This window comes from Pseudomonas sp. RC4D1 (assembly GCF_018390395.1).
GTDB classification, from domain to species: Bacteria; Pseudomonadota; Gammaproteobacteria; order Pseudomonadales; family Pseudomonadaceae; genus Aquipseudomonas; species Aquipseudomonas danubii.
Window position 1 is genome coordinate 900,788 of record NZ_JAHBAW010000002.1, and the last position, 20,488, is coordinate 921,275.

The window sequence follows — 20,488 nt, forward strand, 5'->3', positions numbered from 1 at the left end:
CGTTCATGGGCCCGGATGGGTTTTTCTGCAACCTTCAACCGTTAGTTTTGTCACAATCCCCCCGGCCACCCTCGAAGCCCTCTGAAGGCGCCACCGATACCAGGCTGCACGAACAAGGGATCGGTGCGACAGCACAACCGGTCAGCCAGCGTTGCCCCCTCGCTGGCACCTGACCGCCAAGGATTTTTATGACTGCCAGCAACACTCACCTGCAGGCCACCCCCGGCCGCCTCGAACAGATGTCCACGCGCATCGCCTTTTTCATCGCCGGTTTCGGCATCGCCGCCTGGGCCCCGCTGGTGCCCTACGCCAAGGCCCGGGCCGGGCTCGACGAAGGCACCCTGGGCCTGCTGCTGTTGTGCCTGGGCGTGGGTTCGATCCTGGCGATGCCGATCGCCGGGGCCCTGGCCGGGCGCTTTGGCTGCCGTCGGGTGATGGCCGGTGGCACCTTGCTGATCTGCCTGGCCTTGCCGCTGCTGGCGACCCTCACCTCGATTCCGCTGCTGATGGCCGCGCTGTTCCTGTTCGGTGCCGGCCTGGGTGGTGTGGATTCCACGGTCAACCTGCAAGCGGTGATCGTCGAGCGCGCCAGCGGCAAGACCATGATGTCGGGCTTCCACGGGCTGTTCAGCCTCGGCGGGATTGTCGGCGCCGCCGGCGTCAGCGCCCTGCTGGGCCTGGGCCTGTCGCCTCTGGGGGCAACCCTGGTGGTGATTGCCCTGATGCTGGTGGCCCTGCTCAAGGCCGCGCCGCACATGCTGCCCTACGGCAGCCAGAGTTCGGGCCCGGCCTTTGCCGTGCCCCACGGTGTGGTGCTGTTCATTGGCTGCCTGTGCTTTGTGGTGTTCCTCGCCGAAGGCGCGGTGCTGGACTGGAGCGCAGTGTTTCTCAGCGCCGAGCGCAACCTGGATGCGGCCTACGCCGGCCTCGGTTACGCCGCCTTCGCCCTGACCATGACCCTGGGCCGGCTGACCGGCGATGCCATCGTCCACCGCCTGGGCGCCCGGCGGGTGATCATCATCGGCGGCAGTACCGCGGCCGCCGGCCTGCTGCTGGCGACCCTGGCCCCGGCCTGGGAAGCGGCGCTGCTGGGCTATGCCCTGGTGGGCGCGGGTTGCTCGAACATCGTGCCGGTGCTCTACACCGCCGTGGGCAAGCAGAAGGTCATGCCCGAAAGCATCGCCGTGCCAGCCATCACCACCCTGGGTTATGCCGGCATCCTGGCCGGCCCGGCGGTGATCGGCTTCATCGCCCATGGCAGCAGCCTGAGCGCGGCCTTCGGCCTCATCGCCGTGCTGCTCTTGGCAGTGGCCGCCAGCGGCAGAGTGCTCAAGCTCTAGCAAGCTCCAAGCTTGCGGCTTGAGGCTTGCAGCTGTGACTGTGGCTTTTGATCTTACTGCCCCTTCAGGAGGCCGAGTGCAGGCATTGCGCAGGGGGCAGCTCGGCATGGATGCCGAGCTAGCCCCCCATCAACAACCTACCCCTACTCCAACAACGCCGGAGAACCTAGGCCAACAGCATCTCTCGGAGCACCATCGAGCAACGCCTCCACCACCGCCCGCGCCATCTCCACCGAATGCACCATGGACCAGATCAACCCTGTCTCCAGGCCACTACCCTGCCGGGTGATTTCATCACTGACCTCCTCCGCGCATTTAAGCAGCAACGCCACATGCACCAGCGCCTCCTCGACGCCCACCCCCGGGCGCACGCTGAACAGCGAGTCGGGAGCAACGGCCTGGGCCGTGGTCTTGAACTGGAACATCGCAGGGTCCAATGGATGCCGGGGCAGCGCTTCACGCAACGAAGCATTGGCGGCCTTGAGCTGGGGATCGCGATAGGAAGTCGGTGGATCGGGAACGATCTTTTTCATGGTCAAACTCCTAGCTAAGAATAGGAGCCGACACCGTTCGCTTGCACACGAATAAGGGTGGCAGCCGTACGCAGGTGTGCAAGACCGAGTTTGCTAGGACACCCGGCAGATCCGAAGATCTCCCGCGCACGGCCGCCATAACGCAGCGGACATGAAAAACGCCCAAGCATGGCTGAGCGTTTCTACGCCTTAGCAAAATTCGGACTTGCACATCCGAGCCATCGATTTGGCGATGGCCCAGGCACCCTAGCCCGCCCACCAGGCGCATTCAAGCGGCCCGCAGTTTCTCGGATTTGCCTTACAAAAGAAAGCGACCAAACCCCGCCCCAACAACCTTTAAGCCCGCCTCAGCCGCAAGCTCCAAGCTTGCCGCTAAGCCTCATTTGCCGTGCACCGTGGAACACCTACCGAACATCGCTAACCGCCCAGGCATTTATCTGCCACGCCAAGTCTGGAATCATGGCCCCCCGCCTCAACAGGAGTGAGCACCGATGCCGCCGTTCTCCCGCGCCCCCCTTCTCGGCCTGCTGCTGGCCAGCCTCGCGGCCCAGGCCGCGCCAAAGCAGGACCAGGAACCGCACATCTACTACAGCATGGTGCCCGGCCAGTTCATGTTGATCGGCAAACAGCCGGACGGCGGCCCGACCTACTCCGGCACTGCGCAGATCCGCTACGAGAACCAGGCCCTGACCCTGGTCAAGACCGTCAACGGCAAGACCACCACCGCCATCGGCAAAGTGGAACGTGCCCGCATGGCCGAGGCCGATGTCTTGCGTTTCAACTGGCCGGGGCACGCCGCCACCTGCCTGGTGCGCGGTGACCTGGACAACTACTCGCGCTTGTCTTGCTACTGGACCAAGGACGGGGTGGACCACCGGGAGCCCGGGCTGGAGGCCTACTTTCCCACCGAAACCTGGCCCGGCCATCAGGACTGAAACCTGCCGGCCGCCACCGCCCATCGCTGCCCCCCCCTTGCCGAGCCCACGCCATGATCCAACTGATCGAGTACGACAACACCCAGCACCGCCAGTCCGTGATCGAGCTGTGGGAGCGGGTCTTCGGTTACGCCACCGCCCACAACTCCCCGGAGCTGGCCATCGACCGCAAGCTCGCCGTGGATGATGGGCTGTTCTTCGTCGCCCTGGCCTCAGGGCAGGTCGTAGGCACCCTGATGGCCGGCTACGACGGCCACCGCGGCTGGCTGTACTCCCTGGCGGTAGACCCGCAACAGCGCAGGCTCGGCACCGGCCGGGCCCTGGTGCGCCACGGCGAACAGGCCCTGGGCGCCCGCGGCTGCCTGAAGATCAACCTGCAGATCCTCAGCAGCAACGCCGCGGTTAAGGGCTTCTACCAGGCGCTGGGTTACCAGGTCGAACCCCGGGTCAGCATGGGCAAGGTGATCACCGCCAACCTCCCCGAGCACCGGAGCGGCTGACGGCAACTTCGCCGCCTTCACCAGTTGTGCAGGTTGCTGCGCGGCGGCGCCAGCAGTTGCTGGGCCAGACTGACGGCGGCCAGCGGCGAGGCACTGTGCAGCAGTGGGTAGCCCCAGAACTGCTCATAGGTCCTGGCAAAAGCCTCGACCTGCGCCTGGTTCTCCGGCTGCGGGGCGATGACGATCAGCGCCTTGATCCAGCGGCGGATCGCCGCCTTGTTGCACTTGGTCCACATCGAGCCCTGCTTGAGCAACGCCTTGCCCTGAGCGCTGTTGCGCTGCTCGGGCTCAGGTATCAGATCGCTCATCAGGACAAAAGCCTGGGCACGCTGCGTCAGCGCCTCCAACTGCTGGTAAGGGTCGACTACCGGCTGTCCTGCGCCTTCGGCGCGACGCATCCAGACCAGGGGAAAATGCTGATGATCGAAGTACATGGGAACACCTCCAGAAGCTGACAAACAAGAATGCTTATCATCTTCCCGCCAACCATTGTCCGCATCAGCCGAGATCGACAAGAGATTGATTAATCCAGCCAAATGTCACCACCGCCTGGGCCGCGAACGGGTTGGGCGGTACTCCGACGTCGCGGCCACAGCGATCTTGAGTTTGACGAGGCATCGCCAGGCAAGGCCCTGCGGGCCTTTTCGCAGCCTCGCGGGCTCGGCAGCGGCTACAGGGCGTGGTTTTCCAGGGCTTGGCGACGCTCGGCAAAAAATCGCCCCGGCGGCTGGCCCACGGCTTTCTTGAACATGCGGATAAAGGCGCTGGCGCTGTCATAGCCCAGGGTCAGCGCCACACACTCCACCGAGTCGCCCCGGCCCAATTGCTTGAGTCCCAGGAGGATGTGCAACTGGCGCTGCCAGCGGCCGAAACTCAGGCCGGTCTCGGCCACGATCAAGCGGCTCAGGCTGCGTTCGCTGAGGCCGATCTGCTCGCCCCATTGCCCAAGGCTCAGGCGCCGTTCCGGCTGTTCAAGGATCTGCTGGGCCAGACGCCGCAGCTGTGCGTGCCGGGGCATGGGCAGGTGGATCTGCTCACGGGGCGCGACCGCCAGCTCATCCAGGGTCACCGCGACCAGGCGCCCGGCGGCGCCGTCCTGGTCATACAGGAACGGCAGTTGCGCACAGCGCTTGAGCAACTCCTGCAACAGCGGCGACATCACCAGGGTGCAGCAGGCCTGCGGCAACGACCGGGCGTGCTCGGGCTCGACCAACAGGCAATAACCCTGGGCGTTCTCCAGCCCCTGGACCCGATGCTCGATCGCGCTGGGAATCCACACCGCGCACTGCGGCGGCGCCAGCCACAGGCCCTCGGCGCTCTCGCAACTGAGCACACCGCCCGCGGGAAACAGCAACTGGGCCTTGCGATGGCTGTGCCACGGCCGTTCCCAGCGCTCTTCTTGCATCGAGATGCGCAGGGCACATACCGGACGTGCAATCGCGTCCGGGTCCTGGTCCTGCTGTTTCAAGACGGGCATCCACCTTCCTCCACACTTCCGGGGCATGCCGGCCATCGGCACGATGCCGGCGCCTGCCCTGCAAGGTCGAGGATTGTGCCGGGCCCACGGGGCTGAGCCAAGCCACTGGCCACACCGGCCAGTGGCTCTGGACGCCGGGGCATTGGCGCTATTGATGAGGGCCTGCGGCCACCGCCTCCAGCAGCCAGGCCTTGAAGGCGCTCATGGCCGGGGTTTGCGCCCGCGACTGCAAGCGCGTCAGCCAATAGCTGCCGGTGACGATGCCGATGTCGAACGGCTGCACCACCGCCCCGCTGGCCAGTTGCCGCTCGAACATCAGCGGCGGCGCCAGGGCCACTCCCAGGCCTTGCAGGGCCGCTTCGAGCATGCCCAGGGAGGAGTCGAAGACAATGCTCTGGGGCAAGGGGCTGCCGCCGCCCAGTCCCGCCTCCTGGAACCATTGCGGCCATTCATCGGTGCGATAGGAGCGCAACAGGGTCTGGCCCAACAGGTCCGCCGGGCTGTGCAACTGGTGGGCGATCTGCGGTATGCACAAGACCGACAGCGGCGCCTGCAACAGCTCCAGGGCCTCGATGCCGTGCCAGGCTCCCGTGCCAAAACGGATGGCGTAGTCCAGGCCTTCGGCGGCCACGTCGACACGGTTGTTGTTGGTGCTCAGGCGCAAGTCGACAAAGGGATAGCGCGCCTGGAAATCCCCCAGGCGCGGCAACAGCCAGCCCACGGCAAAGGTGCCTACGGCCCCCACCGTCAGCACTTCGCGGTAGTGCCCGCCCTCGAAACGCCCCAGGGTCTGGGCGATGCGATCAAAGCACTCACGCAGCACCGGCAGCAGGGTCTCGCCTTCGCTGGTCAGCATCAGCCCCCGGGGCAAGCGCTTGAACAGGGTGACGTTGAGCTGGGCCTCCAGGCTCTTGACCTGATGGCTGACCGCCGCCTGGGTCACACAGAGTTCGATGGCGGCGCGGGTGAAACTCAAATGACGGGCCGAGGCTTCGAAAGCCCGCAGCGCGTTCAAGGGCAGGTGTGGACGGAGCATGGGCATTCCCTAGTTTTTCTAATGGCTCCTGCGAAATATCGTCGTTTGCCGATCCTGCGCAGACTGCCTACATTGGCCTCGCTCGCGCAGCGCTGACCACGTTCTCCCTTCCCGGGAAGACTCCGCGAGCACTGCGCCCCAGGGTTCCCGCAAAGAACCCCGAAGCCGGAAAGTCGCTGGGAATAGGCGGCAAAAAAATCAGAACCCATGGAAAACAGCCCATCATGCGCCATAAAACCTCAACCGGATTAGGCATCATCAGCGCCTGCGTACTGCTCCTCGGCAGCGTCGACGCCCTGGCCGAGAACCCCCAGGACAGCCATCTGAAAACCACCGTGGATGCCACCATCCGTCCGCTGATGCAGCAGCAGGGCATTCCCGGCATGGCAGTGGCGATCATCGCCAACGGCAAGCGACATTACTTTAACTACGGCCTTGCCTCCAAGGACAATCAACAGCCGGTGGACAACGACACCCTGTTCGAAGTGGGTTCGGTGAGCAAGACCTTCAGCGCGACCCTGGCCGGCTACGCCCAGGCCAGCGGCAAGCTGGCCCTTGAGGACCACGCCAGCCAGTACTGGCCGGCCCTGCGCGGCAGCGCCTTCGACGGCATCAGCCTGTTGCAGTTGGGCACCTACAGTGCCGGTGGCCTGCCGCTGCAGTTCCCCGATGAGGTCCAGGGCGAAGACAAGATCCTGGATTACTACAACACCTGGAAGCCCACCTTCAGCCCGGGCACCCAGCGCCTGTACTCCAACCCCAGCATCGGCCTGCTCGGCTACCTCGCCGCCCGCAGCCTGGGCCAGCCCTACGATCAACTGCTGGAAAAGAGCCTGTTCCCCAAACTGGGGCTCAAGCACAGCTACATCAAGGTGCCCAAGGACCAGCAGGCCCACTACGCCCAGGGCTATGACAAGCAGAACAAGCCGATCCGGGTCAGCCCAGGTCCCTTGGACGCCGAGGCCTACGGGGTCAAGACCAGTGCCCCGGACCTGCTGCAGTTCATTGCCGACAACCTGCAACCGCAGCCGTTGGACGACACGCTGCAAAAAGCCATCGCCAGTACCCAGAGCGGCTATTACCGGGTCGGCGACCTGACCCAGGGCCTGGGCTGGGAGCGCTACGCCTACCCGGTGCCGCTGGCGCGGCTGGTGGCGGGCAACTCGACGCCAATGGCCCTCGAACCGCACCCGGTAGAGTGGCTGACTCCGGCCCAACCGCCCCAGGCCGACGCCTTGTACAACAAGACCGGTTCCACCAGCGGCTTCGGCGCCTATGTAGTGTTTGTCCCCAGCCAGCAGATCGGCATTGTCATGCTGGCCAACAAGAACTACCCCAACGAGGAACGGATCAAGGCCGCCCATGCGCTGCTCAGCGCCCTGGAGGCGGCAAAGTAACCGAGCTGCACAGCAGCGTGTCCCCAGGGGCGCCCGATAAAAAACGCCACCGGCCTGCAACGCCAGGTGGCGTTTTTCTTGTTGCTTGGGCGATGGCGCCTAGACTCAGGAAATCCCCTTCGACCGTTGACCTCAGCCAGCTGTGCAACACCCGATTCCCTGGAGGGCGACAAGGCCCGCATTGAGCCTGATTCAGGGGTGGGGCTGAACCTTCTGCCGGGCTTTCCGGTCGATAACTGCAACCTGGACCAACGCCGCCGCTTGCACACCGCGGGGTGTCCGGGAACCACAGCCGCCGGAGAAATGCCCCGTGATATCGACCCTGCAAATCGCCAGAATCAAAGCCTGGGGCGCCCATGGCTTCACCGCCACCGGAGTGGTCAGCGCCCTGCTCGCCACCCTGGCACTGTTTGAAAACCAGCCCAAGGCCTGCCTGCTGTGGCTGGGGGTGGCGCTGCTGGTGGATGGCGTCGACGGCTCCCTGGCGCGCAAGGTCAACACCCGCTCGGTGCTGCCCAACATCGACGGCTCGGTGCTGGATCTGGTGATCGACTACCTGACCTATGTGTTCATCCCGGCGCTGTTCATCTACCGCTACATTCCCCTGCCGGAGTACAGCGCGCTGCTGGCCACCTCGCTGATCCTGCTGTCGTCGCTGCTGTGCTTCTGCAACGTCAACATGAAGAGCCACGACAACTACTTCCAGGGTTTTCCCGCCGCCTGGAACGTGGTCGCCCTGTGCTTCTACCTGATCGAGCCCGGCCCCTGGCTGAGCTTGCTGAGCATCTTCGCCCTGGCCCTGCTGACCGCCACTCGGGTGCAGTTCCTGCATCCGTTCCGGGTGCGCAAGTGGATGGGGCTGAACATCATCGTGACCTTCGTCTGGCTGCTCAGTGGCGCGCTGCTGATCCTCAGCCACCCATTGCACAGCCCGTCGATCATGGGCCTGTGGCTGGCGGCTTCCGCCTATTTTCTGGGGATCTGCCTGTGGCGCTCGGCCCAGGAGTGGATGAAGGGCAGCCACCAGCCATAGACGGCGGCGGCCCGCATCACAGCGGCGGGTCGTTGCCGATTGCGGCACTCAAGGCCTGGGCCAGGGCCGCCACCGAGTAGGGTTTCTGCAGGAACACGAACTCCCGGGTCTGGCCCTGGGCCAGGGCCGGGCTGTAGCCGCTGGTGAGGATCACCGGCAGCCCGGGGTAATCGCTGCGGATGCGAGTGGCCAGTTCGATGCCGCTCATGCCGGGCATCACCACATCGGAAAACACCGCCTGGAACACCCCCGGCTCCTGGCTCAGGCGACGCAGCGCCTCGATAGCGCTGGTGGCCCATTCGGTCTGGTAGCCCAGCTCGTTCAAGGCCTGGGCCAACAGCACGCCCACCTCGGGATTGTCTTCCACCACCAGCAGCGTGGCCCCCTGGCCATCCACCTGCAGCGGCCCCGGGCGAGGGGCCGCTACCGGGCTGACCACAGCTTCGGAGCGCGGCAGGTACAAGGTAAAGCGCGTGCCCTGCCCCGGCTGACTGTGGACCACCAGGCCACCGCCAGACTGCTTGGCAAAACCGAACACCTGGGACAGGCCCAGCCCAGTGCCCTTGCCCACCTCCTTGGTGGTGAAGAAGGGCTCGAAGATCCGCTCGATCTGCTGCGGGTCGATGCCGGCACCGGTGTCGGTCAGGGACACCGCGACAAAGTCGCCGTTCTGGGCGCCCTGGCTGGCGCTGGCGGGAATCTGCGCCACCCGCTCCACGGCAATCACCAGCAGGCCCTCGCCCTGCATGGCGTCCCGGGCATTGACCGCCATGTTGATCAGCGCGGTATCGAACTGGCCGGCGTCGGCATGGATGCAGCACGCTTGCTGCGGCAGTTCGATACGCAGCTCGATGCAGGCGCCGATCAGCGGATTGATCATCTGTGCCAGCAGTTGCACGCTGACGCCGACGTCGAAGGTTTCCGGGCGCAGATTCTGCTGGCGGGCATAGGCCAGGAGCTGGGCGGTGAGCTTGCTGGCGCGGTCCACGGTGTCGGAAATCGCATCGATGTACAGCTGCCGGCGCTCCTCGCTGAGGTTGCGTCGCAGCAGGTCGGTGGACGAGCGGATCACCGTCAGCAGGTTATTGAAGTCGTGGGCGACCCCACCCGTCAGTTGCCCCACCGCCTCCATCTTCTGTGCCTGACGCAAGATGTCTTCGGTCTTGCGCAGCGCCTGCGCGGCTTCACGCTCGGCCTGAATGTCACGCCCCACGGCGTGCAGATGCTGGGGGTCGGGCACGGCACTCCAGGACACCCAGCGATAGCTGCCGTCCTTGTGCCGAAAGCGGTTTTCCACCCGTGAAAAACTCTGACCCAGCGCCAGTTCGGTGCAGGCGTTGACCGCCGCCACACTGTCCTGGGGGTGGATGAAATCGTAGAAGCTGCTGCCTTCGAGTTCGTGCCGCTGCCAGCCCAGCAATCGGGTCCAGGCCGGGTTCACGGCGACGATGCGCCCGTTGAAATCCGCCACCAGCATCAGGTCGGTGGACAGTTGCCAGATCCGGTCGCGCTCCTGGGTGCGCTCCTGGACCCGCTGCTCCAGGGACTCGTTGAGGCGGCGTAATTGCTCCTCGGCCTCGCGGGTGGCGGTAATGTCCCGGGAGATGCAGAGGATCTTCTCCGGCTGACCGGCCTCATCGAGCATCGGCGTGACCTGCACATCCCACCACTTGGCGTTGCCGGCCAGGGTGTTGGCGGCGCCCTGGAACCGCGCCGATTCCCCGGCCTGGGCAGCGGCGATGGCGGCCTGGGCGTCAAGGTTGCCCTGGCCCTGCCAGAAGTCCGGCCAGGGGCAGCCGGCAATGGCGTTGAAGTCGCTGACCTCCATGACCCGTAGGCCACCCTCGCTCATGAACGACAACTGACCATCGAGATCCAGCACCTTGATGCAGTCATTGCTGCTGGCCAGCACCCGGGTATTGAGCTCGCGGGTCTCGCGCAGGCGCGACTCGGTGAGCCGGGCGTGCAGCCCCAGGCGCACCCGCGCGGTGGTTTCCACTGTGTGACAAAGCACCCCCAGCACCTGCTCCTGGCGCTCGTCGAATATCGGGCTCATGGAAAACGACCACCAGGTCAGTTCCTCTCCGGGATAGCGCTGCATGTTCACCGGCAGGTCTTCATGACGGCAGGCCTGGCCGCGAAACGCCTGCTCGACCATGGGCTGCACATCCGGCCAGGCATCGGCCCAGAGCGTCTCGATGGTCTGCCCCAGGGCATGGGCCAGGCGCGGCCCCAGCACCGGACGATAGGCGTCATTGAAGAAGAACTGCTTCTGCGGGCCCCATAGCAGGTACAGGCTTTCAGGGGATTCGAGCACCAGGCTCAAGGTGCTGTGCAGCAGGCTGGGCCAGTGCTCCCGGGGGCCCACCGAGGTCTGCGACCAATCGAACTGGCGGATGGCGGCACCGGTCTCGCCGCCGCGCCAGGTTTGGGGGGCGGCACCATCAGCAGAGGAAATAGTCATGGACTGCATCACACAAGGGGAAAAGGGGCTGCGCCGCCCATCAAAGGCCTGCGCAGGATAACTGACCCCTGGAATCCACGGAAGTTAGCAGGTGACGGCGAGCATGGCCCGGCTGTGGGCCTCAGAAGGCCAGCTTGTAGCCGATGGAGAACAGCATGACCGCCAGGCATGGGCGCAGGATCTCGTCGGAGATCCGCCCGGTCATGTGGCTGCCGATCCAGATCCCCGGCAGTGAGCCCATCAACAGGAACCCCAGCAGGTGCCAGTCCATGTTGCCCATGCTGGCATGACCCAGGCCGGCCACCAAGGTCAGGGGCACGGCGTGGGCGATTTCGGTGCCCACCAGGCGCTTGGTGGCCAGGAACGGATAGAGGATGAACAGCGCCACAGTGCCCAGGGCGCCGGCGCCGATGGAGGTCAGCGCGACCATGGTGCCGAGGATCAGCCCGGTGATCACGGTCAGGCCGTTGAGACCGCGGGGGCTTGGCTGATAATCGCTGCCGTGACGCTGGGCGAAGGCCATGAGCTTCTTCTTGAAGACGATGGCCAGGGCCGTGAGCAGCAGGACGAAGCCCAGCCCTTGCTTGATCACCGAGTTCAAGGCTTGGGGATCGGAGTCCAGGTTGTTCAAGAACCCTAGGGTGGCCAGTACCGCCGGCACGCTGCCCAGGGTCAGCCAGCCGGTGATGCGCCAGTCGATATTGCGGTTCTTCTGATGCACCAGCACCCCACCGGACTTGGTGATGGCGGCGTACAGCAGGTCAGTGCCCACGGCGGTGGCCGGGTTGATGCCGAACCAGAGCAGGATCGGGGTCATCAGCGAGCCGCCGCCCACCCCCGTCATGCCCACGATGAATCCCACTACCAGGCCTGCGATGACAAAACCGAAATTACCCACATCCATCAATAAAACCCTACAAATCACACGGCCAGGTAAAAAACTGGCGGCAGCATAGCGGCTAAAGCTTATGTCCATTTATATGAATAAAATCTAACGTTATAACCAGGGCCATTTTTTCCATGCGCCAGACGCATCCAGCGCCCACTGCCCTTGCATCCGCCACATACCCATCCAGCCCTCCCTGAACCTCCAGCGACATACACCGCAACCTGCGCATCCGGTATTCTGCTGGGCGCTCGCCGGGGCAACCGATCCTGAGCTCACTCAGGTCCCGCCCCTTTCGTTTTCCAAGGAAGGCCCATGACACCCGACTCGACCCTCTACCAGATCGAGCAACAGCGCATCCGTTTCAGACGCCTGAGCCTGCATCAGCAAGCCCCCGGACCCAGCACACCGCAGCGTGGCAACTGGGGCCTGGCGTTGTCCGGGGGCGGCATCCGCAGCGCCACCTTCTGCCTCGGCGTCCTGCAAGCCATGGCCCGGGCGCCGGCACCGGCGACGGCCTCCACCGCCCCACTCCAGCCCGCGCCTGAAACCGCCACCGAGCACAGTCTGCTGTCACGCATCGACTACCTGTCCACGGTCAGTGGCGGCGGCTATATCGGCAGCTTCTTCTCCAGCCTGTTCCTTCCCGGCCGCCTGCGCGAGCCCGATCCCCAGGACCCGGTGGGCCAGGCCGCCCGCGATGCCTACCAGGCGCTGCGCTTCGAGCCGCCGGGACGTATCAGCACCGGCGTCGACTACGCCCAGCAGCCCGTGGGCCAGGGCCCGGGCGCCTGGCTGCGGGAAAACGGCCGCTACCTGACGCCCACCGGCTCCGGCGACATGCTCTATGCCCTGGCCATGACCTGGCGCAACTGGCTGTCGCTGCACGCCATGATCGGCATGCCGATCCTGTTGATGCTCAGCCTGCTGACCCTGTTCCAGGTGCTGAGTCAGGCCAGCCTGCTGTTGTGGCCGCTGATGGCCGCCCTGCTGTTCGCCCTGCCCTGCGCCGTGGCGTACTGGTTGGTGATCCCCCAAGGCGATCTGGACCAGCCGCCAAACCTTGGCAACCCGGCCTTGCGCTTCATGCTGGCGATCGTCACCGGCCTGTGGATCGGCGGCGCCCTGGCCTATGACGTGGCCCAATGGCAGGTGGTGGGCACCCTGGCCCTTGGGGCCGCCCTGGTCGGCAGCAACGCGCTGCTGATCACCCACCGGCTGGTCCGTCGGCTGGCGGATCACCGAGACCCGGCCAAGGACAGCACCTGCAACAACTGCGTGCGCAACTACCGGGTGCAGATCACCCGCGCCCTGGGGCGAGCCATGGCGGCAGTGGCCATTCTCGCTTTCCTGGCCCTGCTGGTGACCGGTGCCGAAGCGTTGTATCGCTACCTGCTGGACTATCAGGCCCTGGCCACGCCCCTGCTGCTGGCACTGCTGATGTGGCTGGTGCGCCGCCTGGTGCTGCTCAAGGATGAAAAGCCGCTGCCCGACTGGATGCGCAAACTGCCCCTGGATGTCCTGGCGCTGGTTGCCGGATGCCTGCTGATGAGCCTGCTGTGCCTGTGCTGGGCGCTGCTGGTGCAATGGGTCGCCCATGACGCTGGCGCCATCAGCTACAGCGCCGCCGCTGCCTGGCGCCTGCTGGCCCTGAGCCTGGTGACCGCCTTGCTGGTCTGCGTCAGCGGGCGCTTCATCGGCTTTCTCAACACCTCGTCGCTCCAGGCCTTCTACAGCGCCCGGCTGACCCGCGCCTACCTCGGCGCGTCCAATGGCCGGCGCTTCAACGGCCCGCCACAGCAGCGCCGCACCTACCTCAGCGTGGCCGAGCCGATGTCCAGCGACGACCTGTCGCTGCAGCAGTACTACGCCACCCCCAGTGCCGGGCCGGTGCACCTGATCAACGTCACCATGAACCTGACGGTGGACCCCGCCGAGCAACTGGTGCAGCGCGACCGCAAGGGCAAGCCGTTGTGCATCGCGCCGAACTGGGCCCCGTCAACCGAAGGCAGCGTCGCCAGCGACGGTCCGGCGGAACGCTACACCCTCGATGGCAAGCCCTACCGCCGTGACCTGAGTCAGGGCCCGGCCTCGGAAATCATGAGCCCCCTGAGCCTGGGCCAGTGGATCGGCGTCTCCGGCGCCGCCTTCAGCACCGGCCTGGGGCGAGCCAACAGCCTGGGCATGTCGCTGATCCTGGGGCTGGCCAACATACGCCTGGGCATCTGGTGGCCCAGCCACTTCCTCGATCCCGGGCAACAGCACTGGAAGCCCCGTGACCTGAAGCCCTGGACCTACTTCGGCACCCAGGCCTACCTGTTCTATGAGCTGACCTCGCGGTTTCATGGACATCGACGCGACTACCAGTACCTGTCCGACGGCGGGCATTTCGAAAACACCGCCACCTACGAGTTGCTGCGTGAGGGGCGCGGGGTGGAACTGATCGTCACCTGCGACAGCGGCTGCGACCCGGATTACCAGTTCGACGACCTGGCCAATCTGGTGCGCCTGGCGCGCATCGACCAGGCCCTGGAGATCCGCGAAGACCCGGGGGTACTGGCCCATCCCCAACTCAAGGCGCTGTTCGGCAGTCTGCAAGAGTTTCGCCAGCCACCGAGCGCCGACAGTCACAAGTGCGCCTTGCTGCTGAACGTCTACGCCCATAGCCCCGACACCCAGGCGGACATCGCGGCCACGCCCCACTGCCGGATCCTGGTGCTCAAGCCGCGGCTGATCGCCGGGCTGACACCGGACGTCGTCAACTACGCCCGAGCCAACCCGGGCTTTCCCAACCAGAGCACGGTGGATCAGTTCTTCGACGAGGCGCAGTTCGAGAGTTATCGCCAGTTGGGGCTGCATATCGGCCAGCAGCTGTTTGGCCGCAGTGGCCAGTCCAACGAAATGGCCGAGGCCTTGTGGCGTTACCTGGATGATCCGCAGCCTTGAGGAAGGGCCAGCGGATCAACCTGAACCTCAGCGCGGCTGGTGCACCTTGACCGCTTCCAGCCACTGCGCCTCCAGGCGCTCCTGCTGTGGGTCGATGCCCTGCTCGGCCAGCAACGCCAGGTGGCGCTCCACTTCACCCAGCATCTGTCCGTGGGCACTGGAGTTGGCGTCCAGCTGATGCATCTGGGTCAACCCCAGGTGATAGAAACGCAGCAGCTTGAGGGCCGCCGGATCGCCCGCCGCCACCCCGGCGGTGACATGATGCATGACATTGGTCACCCGCATCAGGCTGCGCTTGAGGCGCCAGCCATAGACCGCCGAGGCCATCCACGGCTGGGTCCAGAACACCGTGCGCAACAGCACGGCGCTGATCACCAGCCCGGTGAACACGCCGCCGGCATTCCACACCAGGTTATCGCCGCCGGGCTGGCCGAACACCGCCACCGCGGCGCTGGAAAACAGCATGGCCAGGGCGATGAACACCAGGGCGATGATCAGGGTGCTGCGGCGGGTTTGCCGACGGTAGAGTTCGGGGTCCTGCGGGGTGATGACGAACATGGGTGCGATGGGCTCCGGAAGCAGTAGGGAAATGAGCAGGCGGGCATTATCACCGCTGGGACCGGGAGCGGTGGCTTAAATCGTCGGCGAAGGGCAGAAATACTGCATAACCCTGATCCAGGTCGCGGTATTGCGCCCTTCCCCGCCTCAACGCCGACGCGCACGCAATGCTCGCCCCAGGCGGCGCCAGCCCAGCACCACACCGCTGACGCTGATCAGCAAGCCTCCGGCGCTGAACAGGATCATCCACAGGTCCCACAAGGGGCGGTTGGCCAGCAGCGGCAGCCAGTCCCAGCTGTGCAGCAGGCCGAACAGCCAGCGCGAGGCGCGGCGCGGCTGGTCCAGTTGCCCGACGATGGCGCCGGTGTGCAGGTCCAGGTGCAGCCAGGTCTGGGCCGGGTCGTCGAAGCGCACCCGCAGCACCGGCAGGCGCTGCTGCAAGTGGCCCATCATGCTGTGGGGCTCACGGGCGTAGTAATAGAAATCGTAGGCAGCCAATTGCTGGACAACCATCGGCCGCTCGGGGCGAATGGCCCAGGCCGCTTGGCGCAAGGTGTCGGGGTTGAACTGGCGCAGCACCTGCTGATCGTCCATGGCCAGAATCCGCGTGCGTCCGGCACCGTCGTAGCCGATCACATAACCCTTGCCGCCGATCATCCGCCACTCCAGTTCCCGGGGCTGCAGGCCGTCATCGGCAAAGCGTTGCAGGGCCTGGGCCGCGCTCAGGGGAAAGGCCGCAGCGTGCAGCGGTGCGCCTTGATAGGCCGCCACCGACAGGGGCTGGGAGCTGCTGAAGATTTTCCACGGGTTCATCGACATCAGGCCGCTGAAGATCCAGGTGATCAGCAGCACGCCGAACAACATGCCGCCCACATGATGCCAGCGGGCAAAGCCCTGGTACGGCGAGTGTGAACCGTTGCGATAGGTGCGCTTGAAACGCCAGCGCAGCACGCCCACCGCCAGGCCGAGCACGGCCATCAGGGTCGCGGCCAGGGACAGGTAAGTGACGATCGGCCCCCAGGCGCCATCGATGCCGATGCCCCGCAGCGGGTACAGCCAGTGCAGCCAGGCACCGATCCAGTTCCAGCCACGCTCGGTGGCAGTGGCATCGCGCACCACCTCGCCCGTGGTGCCGGAGACATACAGCAGACGTCGTTCGGCATCGGCGGTGGCCACCCGCAGCAAGGGTCGGTCGGCGTCCAGGGCCCGGGACTGGCTCCACATGTCGCCATTCACTGTCCCGCGATCACGCACCGCCACACCGGGGGCAAACTGCCGGGCCGCGGCCAGGGCCTCGACCCGGTCAGTGGGCAGCGCCCGCAGGCCGCTATCGGCCTCGATCGCCACCTTGCGCGGTCCTGGGTATTCGAGGATATAGCGCGGGGCGCCGGCCACCGTGGTCAAGCGAATGCTTGACGGCGCCAGCTCGGGATCAGCAGCGTGCAGCACCTGCTTCAGCTCAATGGGTGCGTCGTCCAGTTGCAGCACAGGCAAGCGTGACCAGTGTTCGGCGGGGGTCAGTTTGGGGTAGCCGACATACAGCATCACCACCCCGGAGATAAACCACAGGGCCATGAACAGGCAGGCAACAATGCCCAACCAGCGGTGCCAGAGGTACAGATAACGCTTCATCACAGGCTGCTCGCAAATGCGCGGGGCGCCATCGGACGCCCCGCGGTCTCAGGTTAAAAGCGCGTTTGCAGCGCCAGCTCGAAGGTCCGCGGCGCCCCCAGGTAGAGCTGGGTGGGTGCGGTAGTACGGGCGTAGACCTGATCGGTCAGGTTGCGCACCCGGCCGGTGATCCGCGTATCGGCATTCAACTGGTAGCCGACGAACGCGCCGAAGATCGTGTAGGCCGGCGCATAGCGGGTGTTGGCCGCATTGGCGTACATCGACGACACGTAGCGTGCATCGCCACCGACCTGCCAGGACGGCGCAATGTCATAGCTCAGCCACAGGTTGCCTACCTTGTCCGGGGTGTTGGTGGGGCTGTTGCCCTTGCGCGACACCGGCCGGCCGCCGACGTTTTCATAGAACTCGTCGTACTGGGCGTCGACATAAGCGAAGTTGCCTTCGGCCAACAGCTTGGGCGTGACCTGCAACGAGCCCGCCAGCTCCACACCCCGGGACGATTGCTGGCCCACCGGCTGGCTGCTGCCGGGGTTGCTCGGATCGGCGGTGGACAGGTTCTTGCGTTCGATGCGGTAGGCGGCCAGGGTCGCCGAACCACGGCCGTCGAGGAAATCAAACTTGCTGCCAATCTCCCACTGGTTGCCGGTGCTGAGATCAAAGTCGCGCACCTGACCGTAGCTGGCGGTGGTCAGGATGCCTGCCGGTGGATCGGCAGCGGTGCTGTATTGCACATAGACGTTGGCCGCCGGGGTCAACTCATAGACCAGCCCCAGGCGCCCGGTGGTGGGCCGATATTTACGCTGGAAGAACGCCGGATTGGCCTCGGTGGCGGCGCGGTAATTGGTCACTTGCAGGTCGATCTGATCGTGGCGCAGGCCGCTGAGCAGGGACAGGCGATCGGTCAGTTGCAGGCGGTTTTCCAGGAACAGGGCCCAGGTGTCCACCTGGTTGCGGCGGTTCTTCTCGAAGCCGCGCTGCATGTCTGGCAAGTCCCAGAAGCTGCCCGGAGCAAAAGCGTCCGGATCGACCCCAGGCAGCGAGCCCGACACCGAGCGCGGGTAGTTGCTCATCACGTTGTGGCTGTAATCGATACCCGCCGACCACTGGCTGTCGAGGCCGAACAGACTGTTGTGGTGCAGCAGTTCGAAACGGTTGCCGTTGAGTTCCTGGGCGTGGCGCTGGAGCAGAATGCCAGAGCGCACCACCTGGCTGTTGTCACTCTTGTAGGCGTAGTTTTCCAGGTTGCGGTATTCGCGATCGGCGTTGTAGTGGTACAGGGTGTTGCGCACGGAAGTGCGGTCATTGACCTGATAGTCGATGATCGAACGCAGCCATTGCACCCGCTGTTCATAGCGACCGTCGCTGACGTTGTAGTTCTCGAAGCGCCGGCTCTTGTCCACCTCCATCTTGCCCCCCAGCGGGTTCAGCGCCGGCGTGCCCCAGTAAGGGCTGTCGACGCTTTCGTTCTGGTACTCGTAGGCCAGGGTGTGGGACAGCTGGTCGTTGAAATCCGTCAGCAGGGAAAACGCCGTGGTCCAGGCATCGCGCTGTTCGCGGTCGACATAACCGTTGCTGGTGGTGTGGCTAACATCGAAACGCGCGTAGTGGCGCGGCCCGGCGCCATCGTTCAGCGCATGGTTGAAACCGAAGGAGGTTTCGCGGCTGTCGAAGGAGCCATAGCTGACCCGCCCTTCATTGAACGACTCGGTGCGCGAAGGCAGCTTGGTGATGTAGTTGATGGAACCGCCCACCGCGCCAGTGCCGTAGAGAAAGCTCGACGGCCCGCCGACCGCCTCGACCCGGTCGTAGATCCAGCTGTCCACGGGACGGGCGGCGATGGAGTCGTATTGCACGCTGATGCCGTTGAACAGCTGGGTGATCTGCGGCCCGGAGAACCCGCGATAGGAAACGAACCCCGGAATGCCCGGGGATGCCGCGGCGTTCATTCCCGGCACGCTGGCCAGTATGTCCTGGGTGTTGGCGGCGCCGCGCTGCTCGATCTGCTGGCGGTTGACCACATTGACCGTGGCCGGGGTTTCCCGCGGGGTCAGGCCCAGGCGCGAGCCGGTGGTGGTCTGGGTATCCAGTTGCAGACCTGTGGGTTGCACTTCATCGGCGCTGATGCGCGTCTGCGGCAATTGCAGCGTGCCCTCGGCCAGGGCATTGAACGACAGGGCACAGCACAGCGCCGCGCAACTGGGGGAGCGATACAGGAACTTCATGGACTCGGACTCGAAAAAATCATCAAACACCCCGGCCGCCGTCGCCATCGCGACCGCAGACTTAAGTACCGGGAGATGAAAAAGACGCGACGCCAGGGCAATCGCGAAGCAGCGCTAGGCGCTCAGAGGGGGAGCCCGAGGATTGAGTGACGGCCAGGAGTAACGCGGCGGCGCCTTGCTGCCCCGCTCGACCTTGACCCGCGCCGAGTGCCGTACCAGCAGCAGCCAGGCCAGACAGAACAGCAGCCCCAGGCCCAGGCTCACCGCCGAGCACAGGGGGCAGACAAAAGCCCCCATGGTGCTGGGGCCAGTCTTGTCGCTGGAGCTGTCATCCAGAGTCGATGCAGATTCGCCCATGGCGTGACAGAACTGCCCACCCACGCCGGTGATTTCCAGTGCAGCCATCTGTCCATGACCCAGACCGCAGACGAACACGTTGAACAGCACGCAGAAATACAGCGTCCAGGCAATGTGAGGGCGATGTGCGGAAGAATGGGTCATGGCGGCAAGGTTAACAGTGAAAAACGCACTGGAAAATCACCCATGCATGGCGAGCGAAACTCATGGGCCCGCATGCGGTGAGGTTGTGGCGAGCTTTATAGCCGACTCGCGAAGCGCGAAGGATCGGACCAGAACTAAAGTCGCCAGGTGAGCCCGCGCCTGGGCGGAACAATGCCGCCTATGCCCATGATGGCTTTTAGCCTTGATGCGCAAGAAGTTGCGCACTCAAATGTGAGTAAGCCTGTGGGCACATCGCTGTAAGCATGACGGTCAGGGCTCTACAGAGGAGTGCGCAAGAAGTTGCGCAGTACTGCGCAACTTCTTGCGCACTTTCTATAGGAATTCTGGCTGGAAACAGCCTGTTGAACCTTGAATTTCCATCAAGTGATTGATTGGCAAGGGGTATTGGCAAGTTGGCATGACTCTTGAGATATCCCTGGAGCCCGGCCGGCCATTCAGGCCTCCGGGTTTTCCGTATATCCAAGCAAGGAGAGCAACAATGGCAACCCCAGCGTACATGTCCGTCACCGGTACCAAACAAGGTCTGATCACCGCCGGTGCCTTCACCGCTGACTCCGTTGGCAACACCTACCAGGAAGGTCACGAAGATCAAGTCATGGTCCAGGGCTTCAGCCATGAAGTGATCATCCCCCGCGATCCGCAGTCCGGTCAGCCCACCGGCCAGCGGGTACACAAACCGGTGAAGATCACCAAGGTTTTCGACAAGGCTTCACCGCTGCTGCTCGCGGCCCTGACCTCCGGTGAGCGTCTGAGCAAGATCGAAATCCAGTGGTTCCGCACCTCCGCCGCCGGCACCCAGGAACACTACTTCACCACCACCCTGGAAGACGCGATCATCGTCGACATCAAGGACTACATGCACAACTGCCAGGATCCGTCGAACGCGCATTTCACCCACCTGGAGGACGTCGAGTTCACCTACCGCAAGATCACCTGGACCCATGAAGTGTCGGGCACTTCCGGCTCCGATGACTGGCGTACCCCGGTCGCCGGCTAAATCCAGCGGC

The 20,488-nt window shown here is 64.8% G+C and carries 17 protein-coding genes; 7 read left to right on the plus strand and 10 right to left on the minus strand.

The window, feature by feature from the left end:
- The first annotated feature begins 188 nt into the window (after positions 1 to 188).
- Complete coding sequence (locus KHO49_RS19840; RefSeq protein ID WP_102881866.1) at positions 189 to 1,340, plus strand: MFS transporter; 1,152 nt, start codon at positions 189 to 191, stop codon at positions 1,338 to 1,340.
- Between the two features lie 143 nt (positions 1,341 to 1,483).
- Here the strand turns inward: KHO49_RS19840 and KHO49_RS19845 are convergent, their stop codons facing one another.
- Positions 1,484 to 1,873 (minus strand): hypothetical protein, encoded by a 390-nt coding sequence (locus tag KHO49_RS19845; protein WP_170004525.1) that lies wholly within the window; start codon positions 1,871 to 1,873, stop codon positions 1,484 to 1,486.
- Between the two features lie 491 nt (positions 1,874 to 2,364).
- Here KHO49_RS19845 and KHO49_RS19850 point away from each other — a divergent pair, with 491 nt between their 5' ends.
- Both KHO49_RS19850 and KHO49_RS19855 read left to right on the plus strand, forming a co-directional pair.
- Complete coding sequence (locus tag KHO49_RS19850; protein ID WP_102881868.1) at positions 2,365 to 2,808, plus strand: hypothetical protein; 444 nt, start codon at positions 2,365 to 2,367, stop codon at positions 2,806 to 2,808.
- A 53-nt stretch (positions 2,809 to 2,861) separates the two neighbouring features.
- Positions 2,862 to 3,308, plus strand: coding sequence for a GNAT family acetyltransferase (locus KHO49_RS19855; RefSeq protein ID WP_213665688.1), 447 nt, complete (start codon positions 2,862 to 2,864; stop codon positions 3,306 to 3,308).
- 17 nt (positions 3,309 to 3,325) lie between these two features.
- On the opposite strand, the gene KHO49_RS19860 is transcribed toward KHO49_RS19855, so the two are convergent.
- From KHO49_RS19860 to KHO49_RS19870, 3 genes are all read right to left on the minus strand, one after another.
- Positions 3,326 to 3,742, minus strand: a complete 417-nt coding sequence (locus tag KHO49_RS19860; RefSeq protein WP_213665689.1) for a hypothetical protein — start codon at positions 3,740 to 3,742, stop codon at positions 3,326 to 3,328.
- 236 nt (positions 3,743 to 3,978) lie between these two features.
- Positions 3,979 to 4,785: an AraC family transcriptional regulator gene (locus KHO49_RS19865; protein ID WP_102881871.1), complete on the minus strand. Its 807-nt coding sequence runs from the start codon at positions 4,783 to 4,785 to the stop codon at positions 3,979 to 3,981.
- Between the two features lie 148 nt (positions 4,786 to 4,933).
- Positions 4,934 to 5,821, minus strand: coding sequence for a LysR family transcriptional regulator (locus KHO49_RS19870; protein ID WP_102864608.1), 888 nt, complete (start codon positions 5,819 to 5,821; stop codon positions 4,934 to 4,936).
- Between the two features lie 224 nt (positions 5,822 to 6,045).
- Here KHO49_RS19870 and ampC point away from each other — a divergent pair, with 224 nt between their 5' ends.
- Together ampC and pcsA are read left to right on the plus strand one after the other, a co-directional pair.
- A complete protein-coding gene (ampC, locus tag KHO49_RS19875; protein ID WP_110596181.1) occupies positions 6,046 to 7,218 on the plus strand; it encodes a class C beta-lactamase in 1,173 nt (390 codons plus the stop codon).
- Between the two features lie 310 nt (positions 7,219 to 7,528).
- Positions 7,529 to 8,251 (plus strand): phosphatidylcholine synthase, encoded by a 723-nt coding sequence (gene pcsA / locus KHO49_RS19880; RefSeq protein ID WP_102864606.1) that lies wholly within the window; start codon positions 7,529 to 7,531, stop codon positions 8,249 to 8,251.
- Positions 8,252 to 8,267: 16 nt separating this feature from the next.
- Here pcsA and KHO49_RS19885 read toward each other — a convergent pair whose 3' ends face one another.
- On the minus strand, positions 8,268 to 10,715 hold the full coding sequence (locus KHO49_RS19885; RefSeq protein WP_110651511.1) for a PAS domain-containing hybrid sensor histidine kinase/response regulator family protein: 2,448 nt from the start codon (positions 10,713 to 10,715) through the stop codon (positions 8,268 to 8,270).
- A 121-nt stretch (positions 10,716 to 10,836) separates the two neighbouring features.
- Complete coding sequence (locus KHO49_RS19890; protein ID WP_213665690.1) at positions 10,837 to 11,619, minus strand: sulfite exporter TauE/SafE family protein; 783 nt, start codon at positions 11,617 to 11,619, stop codon at positions 10,837 to 10,839.
- Between the two features lie 297 nt (positions 11,620 to 11,916).
- Between KHO49_RS19890 and KHO49_RS19895 the strand changes: the two genes are divergently transcribed.
- Positions 11,917 to 14,547, plus strand: coding sequence for a patatin-like phospholipase domain-containing protein (locus tag KHO49_RS19895; protein WP_213665691.1), 2,631 nt, complete (start codon positions 11,917 to 11,919; stop codon positions 14,545 to 14,547).
- 27 nt (positions 14,548 to 14,574) lie between these two features.
- On the opposite strand, the gene KHO49_RS19900 is transcribed toward KHO49_RS19895, so the two are convergent.
- The 4 genes from KHO49_RS19900 to KHO49_RS19915 form a co-directional block, all read right to left on the minus strand.
- A complete protein-coding gene (locus KHO49_RS19900) occupies positions 14,575 to 15,105 on the minus strand; it encodes a DUF3087 domain-containing protein (RefSeq protein ID WP_102881875.1) in 531 nt (176 codons plus the stop codon).
- Between the two features lie 147 nt (positions 15,106 to 15,252).
- Positions 15,253 to 16,737 (minus strand): PepSY domain-containing protein, encoded by a 1,485-nt coding sequence (locus KHO49_RS19905; protein ID WP_213665692.1) that lies wholly within the window; start codon positions 16,735 to 16,737, stop codon positions 15,253 to 15,255.
- Positions 16,738 to 16,790: 53 nt separating this feature from the next.
- A complete protein-coding gene (locus KHO49_RS19910) occupies positions 16,791 to 18,959 on the minus strand; it encodes a TonB-dependent receptor (RefSeq protein ID WP_213665693.1) in 2,169 nt (722 codons plus the stop codon).
- Positions 18,960 to 19,073: 114 nt separating this feature from the next.
- The gene (locus tag KHO49_RS19915) at positions 19,074 to 19,460 is read right to left on the minus strand and encodes a DUF2946 domain-containing protein (RefSeq protein WP_110596184.1); all 387 of its coding nucleotides are present in this window, start codon (positions 19,458 to 19,460) and stop codon (positions 19,074 to 19,076) included.
- Between the two features lie 499 nt (positions 19,461 to 19,959).
- Here KHO49_RS19915 and KHO49_RS19920 point away from each other — a divergent pair, with 499 nt between their 5' ends.
- Complete coding sequence (locus KHO49_RS19920; RefSeq protein WP_025129830.1) at positions 19,960 to 20,478, plus strand: Hcp family type VI secretion system effector; 519 nt, start codon at positions 19,960 to 19,962, stop codon at positions 20,476 to 20,478.
- Positions 20,479 to 20,488 lie beyond the last annotated feature (10 nt).